Annotated in this window: 5 protein-coding genes; 4 read left to right on the forward strand and 1 reads right to left on the reverse strand. The window is 70.0% G+C overall.

Going from position 1 to position 8,484, the window contains the following annotated elements; genetic code table 11:
- Nucleotides 1–39: 39 nt before the first annotated feature.
- A complete protein-coding gene (locus tag ACKOB8_RS08810; RefSeq protein WP_526376832.1) occupies nt 40–750 on the reverse strand; it encodes a TVP38/TMEM64 family protein in 711 nt (236 codons plus the stop codon).
- Between the two features lie 78 nt (nt 751–828).
- Here ACKOB8_RS08810 and ACKOB8_RS08815 point away from each other — a divergent pair, with 78 nt between their 5' ends.
- The 4 genes from ACKOB8_RS08815 to lipL are packed head-to-tail and all read left to right on the forward strand — an operon-like array spanning nt 829 to nt 7,338.
- Nucleotides 829–2,679, forward strand: a complete 1,851-nt coding sequence (locus ACKOB8_RS08815; protein WP_526376833.1) for a methylmalonyl-CoA mutase family protein — start codon at nt 829–831, stop codon at nt 2,677–2,679.
- A gap of 7 nt (nt 2,680–2,686) precedes the next feature.
- The gene (scpA, locus tag ACKOB8_RS08820; protein ID WP_526376834.1) at nt 2,687–4,987 is read left to right on the forward strand and encodes a methylmalonyl-CoA mutase; all 2,301 of its coding nucleotides are present in this window, start codon (nt 2,687–2,689) and stop codon (nt 4,985–4,987) included.
- Nucleotides 4,987–6,003 (forward strand): methylmalonyl Co-A mutase-associated GTPase MeaB, encoded by a 1,017-nt coding sequence (gene meaB / locus ACKOB8_RS08825; protein WP_526376835.1) that lies wholly within the window; start codon nt 4,987–4,989, stop codon nt 6,001–6,003. Before scpA ends, meaB begins: the two co-directional genes overlap by 1 nt.
- 24 nt (nt 6,004–6,027) lie before the next feature.
- A complete protein-coding gene (gene lipL / locus ACKOB8_RS08830; protein ID WP_526376836.1) occupies nt 6,028–7,338 on the forward strand; it encodes an esterase/beta-lactamase LipL in 1,311 nt (436 codons plus the stop codon).
- Nucleotides 7,339–8,484: the final 1,146 nt, after the last annotated feature.

The following is an 8,484-nucleotide window of genomic DNA, read 5'->3' on the forward strand; positions in this document are numbered from 1 at the left end:
CCCGACGTCCCGGACGCCCCCGCCGCCCTCGCCCCGCCGTCACCGGCTGCGGCGGTGGCGCCGGGCCTCGTAGATCAGCCCGGCCACCCCAAGGGTGCCGGTGCACAGCGAAATCAGTAGCAGAAGCGGGCTGATCTCACCGGTCAGCGCGTCACCCAGGACCACCACCGCGGTGGTGCCCGGCAGCAGACCGGCGAGCGTGGCCCACAGATAGGGCAGCGTCCGCACGGCCGAGGCCGCCGCGGCGTAGTTGAGCACGGAGAACGGCACGGCCGGGATCAGCCGCAGCGAGAACACCGCCGGCCAGCCGCGGTCACGCAGCCTGGCGTCCAGCGAGTCCACCGCCGGGTGGCTGACGAGTCGCCCGAGTTGCCAGCCCAGGGCGCGCACCAGATACAGCGCCAGGATCGCACTGAGCGTGCTGGCGGCGACGGTGAGGACGACCCCGAGGGCCGGACCGAACAGCAGCCCGGCAGCCAGCGTGAACGCGGTCCGGGGGAAGGGCAGCACGGTGATCGCGACGTGGACGCCGAGGAACGCCAGCGGGAACCACGCGCCCAGCGACGCTGCCCAGTCCCGCAGTTCCACCGCGCTGGGCACCGGTACCAGCAGGGCGACCGTGACCAGGGCCGCGGCGACGAACGCGGTCACCAGCAGGCGGGTCCGGCTGATCTGACCAGTGGTGGCGGTGATCGCCGAGCCCACCGTCGAGGCCGCGCTGCGCAGAGCGCTCAGGGCGGGGGGACTCACGGTGTCCACGGTAGGCGGTGGCGATCATCTAGCCTGAGAGCCTGGTACCCAGCCGCCAGACGACAACAGGAGCTACCGGTGTCCGCAGACCTGGGGGAGACCCTGGAGGGGGCGCGCGACCGGTGGCGCAGCGCGGTCGGAAGTGTGCTCGCCAAGAGCGGCCGGTCCGGCGCCGCGGAGCAGGCCCAACCCGAACGCCTGCTGGACTCCCCGACCTACGAGGGATTTCCCATCCGGGCGCTCTACACCGCGCTCGACGCGTTGCCGGAGCCCCCGCTGCCGGGCGACTGGCCGTTCGTGCGCGGCGGCGACGCCCACCCCGACGTCCTCGCCGGCTGGAAGGTGGCCGAGGAGTTCCCGGCGCCGGGCTACGCCGGCCCGGTCTCCGAGACCGTCGAGGAAGCCAATGCGGCAGTGCTCGACGCGCTCATCGACGGGGTCAGCGCGGTGGTCGTGCGGGTCGGCCGGGACGGCGTGCCCGCGGCGCATCTGGCCCGGCTTCTGGAGGGCGTCTACCTGGCACTGGCCCCGGTACGGCTCGATGCCGGCGCGCAGTTCGGTCCCGCCGCCGAGGCGATGCTCGACCTGGTCGCCGGAGCCGGTGACGTCGGCCCCGCACTGTCGATCGATCTGGGCGCCGACCCGCTGATGGACGCCTTCGCCGGCCGTGCGGGTCCGACCGTCGGCGAGGTGCAGGCACTGGCCGGTCGTGCTGCGACGCTGGCCGTGCGCTCGGTCACCGTCGACGGTGCGGCCCTGCACGACCGCGGCGCCAACGCGGCGTGGGAACTCGCCGGGGTGATCGGTGCCGCCACCGACTACCTGCGATTGCTGGTCGGGGCCGGCCTCGACGTGCCGTCGGCGCTCGGCCAGGTCAGTTTCCTGCTGACCGCCGATGACGATCAGTTCATGAGCATCGCGAAGTTCCGCGCCGCACGGCGGATGTGGGGTCGGGTGGCCGAGGCGCTGGGCCACCCCGATGCCGGCGCGGTGCGGCTGCACGCCGTGACGTCGCTGCCGATGATGACCCAGCGTGATCCTTGGGTGAATATGGTGCGTACCACCGTCGCCGCGTTCGCCGCCGGTGTCGGAGGGGCTGACACCGTGCAGGTTCTCCCCTTCGACGTCGCCATTCCCGGCGGACTTGACGTCACGGGGGACCGGCGGTTCGCCCGGCGCATCGCGCGCAACACCCAACTGCTGCTTCTCGAGGAATCCCACGTCGGCCGAGTGCTCGACCCCGCGGGCGGCTCGTGGTACGTGGAGGACCTCACCGAAACCCTTGCCGCCCAGGCGTGGTCGCACTTCCGCGAGATCGAGTCCCGTGGCGGATTCGCCGCGGCCCGGGACTACCTCGCCGGAAGCATCGAGGCCGTCCGGTCCCGGCGCGACGAGGACATCGCCCACCGCCGCAAACCCCTCACCGGTGTCAGCGAGTTCCCGAACCTGGCCGAGCCGCCGCTGCGGCGGACCGACTTCCCGGGTCCCCCGCGCTACGCCGCCGCGTTCGAGAGTCTTCGCGACCGGTCCGACGCGCATCTGCGCGGTACCGGTGCCCGCCCGCGCGCGTTGCTGCTGCCACTGGGGCCCGCGGCGGAGAACAGCGCCCGGGTCGCCTTCACGGTCAACCTGTTGGCCGCCGGCGGTATCGAGGCGATCAACCCGGGCACCGTCGATTCCGCCACCGTCGGTGACGTCGCGCGGCGGGCGGACACCGGCACGGCGGTCATCTGCGGCACCGACGCGCGCTACCGCGACGAGTTGGCCGGCGTGCTGACCGCCGCGCGGGCCGCCGGTCTGGCGCCGCTCTACCTCGCCGGGCCGCCGGCCGCCGGCGGAGCCGGGTCACCGGCGCCGGATGGGTTTCTGCACGGCGGCGTCGACGCCGTGCAGGTCCTTTCGGGACTGCTGAGCGCGGCGGGAGCGTGAATCCCCGATGACCCACTCCGACGTCACCGCGGGCGCGGCCGGCCTCGTCCCGAGTTTCGCCGACATCGAACTCGGCAGCACCGGGCGGGCGGCCCGGCCCGACTCCTCGGCGGTCGGTGCGTTGGTGGCGGGCGCGGCGGCGGCCCACGGGTACGCCGCCGATCAGTTGTCCTGGACCACCCCGGAGGGCATCGTGGTCAGGCCCGTCTACATCGGCGCGGACCGCGACGGTGCCGTTGCCGCGGGTTACCCGCTCGACAGCTTCCCCGGCGAGCGCCCCTTCCTGCGCGGCCCGTACCCGACCATGTACGTCAACCAGCCCTGGACCATCCGCCAGTACGCCGGGTTCTCCACCGCGGCGGACTCCAACGCCTTCTACCGGCGCAACCTCGCGGCCGGGCAGAAGGGGTTGTCGGTGGCGTTCGACCTGGCCACCCACCGCGGTTACGACTCCGACCACCCGCGGGTGCAGGGCGACGTCGGCATGGCCGGGGTCGCCGTCGACTCGATCCTGGACATGCGGGAACTCTTCGACGGCATCGATCTGGGAGCTGTGTCGGTGTCGATGACGATGAACGGCGCGGTTCTTCCGGTCCTCGCCCTGTACGTGGTGGCGGCCGAGGAGCAGGGCGTGACGCCGGACCGGCTGGCCGGGACCATCCAGAACGACATTCTCAAGGAGTTCATGGTCCGCAACACCTACATCTATCCGCCCGTGCCGTCGATGCGGATCATCTCCGACATCTTCGCCTACACCAGCGCACGCATGCCGAAGTTCAATTCGATCTCGATCTCGGGCTATCACATCCAGGAGGCGGGGGCCACGGCCGATCTGGAGTTGGCGTACACCCTGGCCGACGGTGTCGACTACCTCCGGGCCGGGCTGGATGCCGGGCTGGCAATCGACGAGTTCGCCCCCCGGGTGTCCTTCTTCTGGGGCATCGGGATGAATTTCTTCATGGAGGTCGCCAAACTTCGTGCCGCCCGGCTGCTGTGGTGCGAACTGGTCGGCGGGTTCGGCGCGCAAAACCCCAAATCCTTTCCGCTGCGGGCTCATTCGCAGACCTCGGGGTGGTCGCTCACGGCACAGGATCCATACAACAACGTCGCCCGCACCTGCATCGAGGCGATGGCTGCAACGCAGGGCCATACGCAGTCGCTGCACACCAATGCCCTCGACGAGGCGTTGGCGCTGCCGACCGACTTCGCCGCCCGGATCGCCCGCAATACCCAACTGCTGCTGCAGCAGGAATCCGCCACCACCCGTCCGATCGATCCGTGGGGGGGTTCCTACTACGTGGAGTGGCTGACCCACGAACTGGCGCAGCGCGCCCGGACGCACATCGCCGAGGTCACCGAACGCGGCGGCATGGCGCAGGCCATCAGTGCGGGGATCCCCAAATTGCGCATCGAGGAGGCTGCCGCCCGAACCCAGGCCCGGATCGACTCGGGTCAGCAGCCCGTCATCGGTGTCAACAAGTACCGCGTCGAGGACGATTCCGAGATCGATGTGCTCAAGATCGAGAACAGCCGCGTCCGCGCCGAACAACTCGACAAACTGCGGCGGTTGCGAGCCGGTCGCGACGAGTCCGCGGTGGCGGCCGCCCTGGACGCGCTGACCCGGGCGGCCGCCGAGCCGGCACCCGCGGGTGGGCGGCACGGTCTGGACAACAACCTGCTGGCCCTGGCCATCGACGCTGCCCGTGCCAAGGCGACGGTCGGCGAGATGTCCGGCGCGCTGGAGAAGGTCTACGGTCGCCATCAGGCAGAGATCCGCACCATCTCCGGGGTCTACCGTGAGGCGGTAGGTACGGCGGGTTCACGGGGCGCAGGAGGCGGCATCACCGGGTTAACGGAAGCCACCCGACTGGTGGAGCGGTTCGCCGAGGCCGACGGCCGCCGCCCGCGGATCCTGGTCGCCAAGATGGGCCAGGACGGCCACGACCGCGGGCAGAAGGTCATTGCGACGGCGTTCGCCGACATCGGTTTCGATGTCGACGTGGGGTCGCTGTTCTCGACCCCGGAAGAGGTCGCGCGCCAGGCCGCCGACAACGACGTCCACGTCGTCGGGGTGTCGTCCCTGGCGGCCGGTCATCTCACCCTCGTGCCGGCGCTGCGCAACGCGCTGTCGGCGGTCGGGCGCCCGGACATCATGATCGTGGTGGGCGGAGTGATCCCGCCAGGAGACTTCGACGAGCTCCGCGCAGCCGGTGCGGCGGCGATCTATCCGCCGGGCACGGTGATCGCGCAGGCGGCGGTGAGCCTGCTGCAGGAACTGGCCCAGCGCCTCGGGTACGACCTGAGCTGATGGCCGGCCGCCCGGGATCGGAAGCCACCGCAGAACTCGCCGCGGCGATCCGCGGCGGTGACCGCGCGGCGCTTCCCCGGGCGATCACCCTGGTCGAATCGGCTCGCGCCGACCATCGCGAGCAGGCCCAGCGACTGCTGATGGAGCTGATGCCCGCGGCGGGTCGCGCGATGCGCGTCGGTATCACGGGGGTTCCGGGGGTCGGCAAGTCCACCGCGATCGAGGCGCTCGGCATGGACCTCATCGAGCAGGGCCACCGGGTGGCGGTACTGGCGGTCGACCCGTCCTCCACCCGCACCGGGGGGTCGATCCTCGGCGACAAGACCAGGATGGCGAGGCTGGCGGTACACCCCGACGCCTACATCCGCCCCTCGCCGACCTCGGGAACGCTCGGCGGAGTCACCCGGGCCACCCGCGAGACCATCGTGTTGCTCGAGGCGGCCGGATTCGACGTCGTCCTCATCGAGACGGTGGGGGTCGGCCAGTCGGAGGTCGCCGTCGCCGGGATGGTCGACACCTTCATCGTGATGACCCTGGCCCGGACCGGCGACCAGCTGCAGGGCATCAAGAAGGGCGTGCTGGAGCTGGCCGACATCGCGGTGGTGAACAAGGCCGACGGGCCGCACGCGACCGAGGCCGCGGCCGCCGCCCGCGAACTGTCCGCCGCGATCCGCCTGATCACGCCGGCCGATGCGCTGTGGCGGCCGCCTGTGCTGACCACCAGCGCGCTGGAGGGCACCGGCCTCGCCGAGCTGTGGGCGACGGTGCTGCGCCATCGTGCCGTCCTGACCGAGGCCGGGGAGTTCGACGCGCGCCGACGCGCCCAGCAGGTGGAGTGGACCTGGTCGATGGTGCGCGACGCGGTGGTGGATCGGGTACTCACCAACCCGGCGGTGAAGAAGATGCGCGCCGAGGTCGAGCGCCAGGTCCGCGACGGCGAGTTGACGCCGGCGCTGGCCGCCCAGCAGATTCTGGCGGCGGCGGAGTCGACCGGGCGGCCCGGGCGGGGAAGTTAACAGTGCAGATGCGGGTTGGCAAACATGGTTTACCGGCCCCGAGCGCGTGGTTACATTCAATGTGTGACCCAGACCACATCGACTGATCTGCCCCGGGGGGTCCGCGGCGTCGCCGATCCGAGTTTCGCCCTCGCGGTGCGCAGCTTCGCGATGCTGTTCCCGCACCCCCGCACGGGTGGCGGCGCCCTGGCCGTCTACCTCGACGGTCAGCCGGTCGTGGACGTGTGGACGGGCTGGTCGGACCGGCGCGGCAGGACCCGCTGGTCGGCCGATACCGCGCCGATGGTGTTCTCGGCGACCAAGGGCGTGGCGTCCACGGTGGTCCACCGTCTGGCCGACCGCGGCCTGATCGACTACGACGCGCCGGTGGCGCGATACTGGCCGGAGTTCGGCGCGAACGGCAAGGCGTCGATCACCGTTGCTGATGTGCTCAGCCACCGGGCCGGGCTGTCTCACCTGCAGGGAGTCCGCCGAAGGCAGGTGCTCGACCATCACGTCATGGAGGCCACGATCGCTGCCGCCCCGGCCGGCCGGTACCTGGGCAGGTCGGCATATCACGCGCTGACGTACGGCTGGCTGCTGTCCGGGCTGGCCCGCGCGGTGACCGGCCGCGGGATGCGGGACCTGATTCGCGCGGAGGTCGCCGAGCCGCTCGACACCGACGGGATCCACCTGGGCAGGCCCCCGGCATCGGCGCCGACCCGCGTCGCGGACATCCTCGGGCCGCAGCTCAACCTGCCGAATCCCCTGTTCAACGCCGTCGCCCCGCGGGTAGCCGCCCTGGACATCTCCGCAGCTTTCGGATCGATGTACTTCCCGGGGGCGAGGTCGGTCGTCCAGGGCGCCATCCCGCTGCTGGACAGCGAGATCCCCTCGGCCAACGGCGTGATCACCGCGCGCGGCCTGGCCCGGATGTACGGCGCGATCGCCAACGGGGGCGAGCTCGGTGGCCGGCGGTTTCTCTCGGCCGAGCGGGTCACGGCCTTGACCGGCCGTCGCGACCTGCGACCCGACCGCAATCTGCTGGTACCGCTGGGCTTCCACCTGGGCTTCCACGGCATGTCGGTCCCGGGCCTGCTCCCCGGCTTCGGCCATGTCGGTCTGGGCGGATCGTTCGGCTGGGCCATTCCCGAAGCGGGTCTGGCCTTTGCGCTCGTCCACAACCGGCTGTTCACGCCGTTCCTGGCGACAGACCAGACCGGATTCGTCGCCGTCGCGGGCCTGCTGCGGAGAGCAGCCGCCGTGGCCCGCAAGCAGGGCTTCAGCCCGGTCCCCGAGCTTGGTTCCCGGTACCGTGCGGTGCCGGTCGCGGCTCCGGTCGCGGAGGCCGGCTAGCCGGGTGTGTCCGTCTGGCTAACAGCGGTGACACCCGCCGGCGAGCGGCAAGGGCGTCGAGACGCACGGGCGGGAACACCCCTTACGCACTTTTCTGAGTTTTTCTCAGGAAATAGGCACGCTTCTTCTGCTAGTTCCCGAGAAACCGGTCGTCCTTGTTTGCTCCGGTACGAATTCCGGCCGGTCTCGAATCCCGCGAATGGCCTCGCAAATGGCCCGAAAACGGCGCCGGGGGACCAACCTGAGCAATTCCTATGCGGCACTCAGTTTCCTCTCAGTTAAATTGCCCGCCGGCGGGGCCCCCTGGGAGATCCGCAGGTAGATCCAGGGAACCAGGCGGGCGGGGAGGTTGCCGGGGCTCTCAGTGGGATCCCGGCCGCGGTGATGACGCCCGCGCCGCGGTATTCAGCAAATATCGCCCAATAAGTGAGCGCAATCACAATTTGCTCGCTATTTCCCATAATTGACTGGCAGATGGTGCCGGATGAATTGCCCGAAAATGGAAAAACAGGCCGGTCGTGAAATAAAGCTGTTAATTGTTTCCGCAACGTCGCCGCGTTTGGCCGGCCGAAGGGTCTGCTCGGCGCTTCGAGACCCTGCGACGAGGCCGCGGTAAGAGCTTGTTATGGCTTTGAAATGCAACTTTATCCCGTGCCACCGATGGTTCTCGCTGACCGGGGAGCCAATTGCTGCTCCCGGCCCAGGCCAGCGGCGGGTGCGGACTAGCAAACAGATTCAGGGTAGAGACCGGCACAGAATGTGAGCCGCGTTACATTCGCTGCGCACATTGTTTAGTTTCGAAGTTTTGCTGGCTTTTTCTCCTTACGCCCCTTACACTGAGAACAGTTCTGGCAACGTCGGACTACGGACGCAAGACGCGGATCGCGGTCCAGGGCACGTAACAAGGCTCGCAACACCGCCGGACGCGGGTGCAACAAACTCGCCGTCTCAGACGAAGTACGAGACGCAGAGCGACGAGGAACGAGGTGAGGTGCGATGCGCGTAGGCCCGTTGGAGATTGGTTCGATCGACCAGTGGAAGCCGGTTGATGGTGTTGTGACGTCCTGGCAGCCTTCGGCGCGGTCGTTGGAGCGTGCTGCGGCGGCTCCGGTGAGTTCGGTGCCGGTGGGGTTTATGCAGGCTCAG

It is taken from the genome of Mycobacterium sp. (genome assembly GCF_046091765.1).
Lineage (GTDB): Bacteria > Actinomycetota > Actinomycetes > Mycobacteriales > Mycobacteriaceae > Mycobacterium.